The sequence below is a fragment of the Gordonia sp. UCD-TK1 genome (assembly GCF_001691435.1).
Taxonomy (GTDB): Bacteria; Actinomycetota; Actinomycetes; order Mycobacteriales; family Mycobacteriaceae; genus Gordonia; species Gordonia hongkongensis.
Map to the genome: position 1 here is coordinate 1 of NZ_LZMP01000075.1, position 1012 is coordinate 1012.

At 55.3% G+C, this 1012-nt stretch carries 2 rRNA genes; both read left to right on the top strand.

Going from position 1 to position 1012, the window contains the following annotated elements:
- Positions 1–282, top strand: a 16S ribosomal RNA gene (locus A9310_RS26155); the annotation flags it as partial.
- A gap of 454 nt (positions 283–736) precedes the next feature.
- Positions 737–1012 (top strand): 23S ribosomal RNA (locus tag A9310_RS23320); the annotation flags it as partial.

Genomic DNA, 1012 nt, shown 5'->3' on the forward strand with positions numbered 1-1012 from the left:
GGTGAGGTGGAGCGAATCCCTTAAAGCCAGTCTCAGTTCGGATTGGGGTCTGCAACTCGACCCCATGAAGTCGGAGTCGCTAGTAATCGCAGATCAGCAACGCTGCGGTGAATACGTTCCCGGGCCTTGTACACACCGCCCGTCACGTCATGAAAGTCGGTAACACCCGAAGCCGGTGGCCTAACCCCTTGTGGGAGGGAGCTGTCGAAGGTGGGATCGGCGATTGGGACGAAGTCGTAACAAGGTAGCCGTACCGGAAGGTGCGGCTGGATCACCTCCTTTCTAAGGAGCACACAACAWCACCCATTTCTGCCGGCGTATGTCTGTGCGGTGGGTGTGTGTTCGAGGGTGAAACATCAGACAGGCYCACTTCTTCTACACCGGTAGAGGGATCGGGGGTCACYGCGGGTCCGTGAGGGCTGGCGGGTTCATTGTCACGCTATCGGGGTTCTGAGAGAACACACGCGTGTTGTCTCTGACCTAGCTCATGACTGGGGTGCGGGTGGTGATCGTGACTGTGATGGTCGCGGGAGCGCGTGCACGGTGGTGGGTGTGTGTTGTTTGAGAAGTGCATAGTGGATGCGAGCATCTTTATTTCAAACCAATGCTTCGACTGTTGTTGGAGTGCTGGTCTGTGATTTAGCAGAAATTGTAGTGTTTTGTGGTGTCTACATTCGATCCTCGTTCATGGCTGGCCTTGTGCTGGTTGTGGGTGGGGGGTTGTTTGTAGGTGTTGTTGTAAGTGTGTAAGGGCGTTCGGTGGATGCCTTGGTACCAGGAGCCGATGAAGGACGTGGTAGGCCGCGATAGTCCTCGGGGAGTTGTCAAACGAGCTGTGATCCGAGGGTGTCCGAATGGGGAAACCCAGCACGAGTGATGTCGTGTTACCACCAGCTGAATGTATAGGCTGTGTGGGGGGAACGTGGGGAAGTGAAACATCTCAGTACCCATAGGAAGAGAAAACAATTGTGATTCCGTGAGTAGTGGCGAGCGAAAGCGGAGGAGGCTAAAC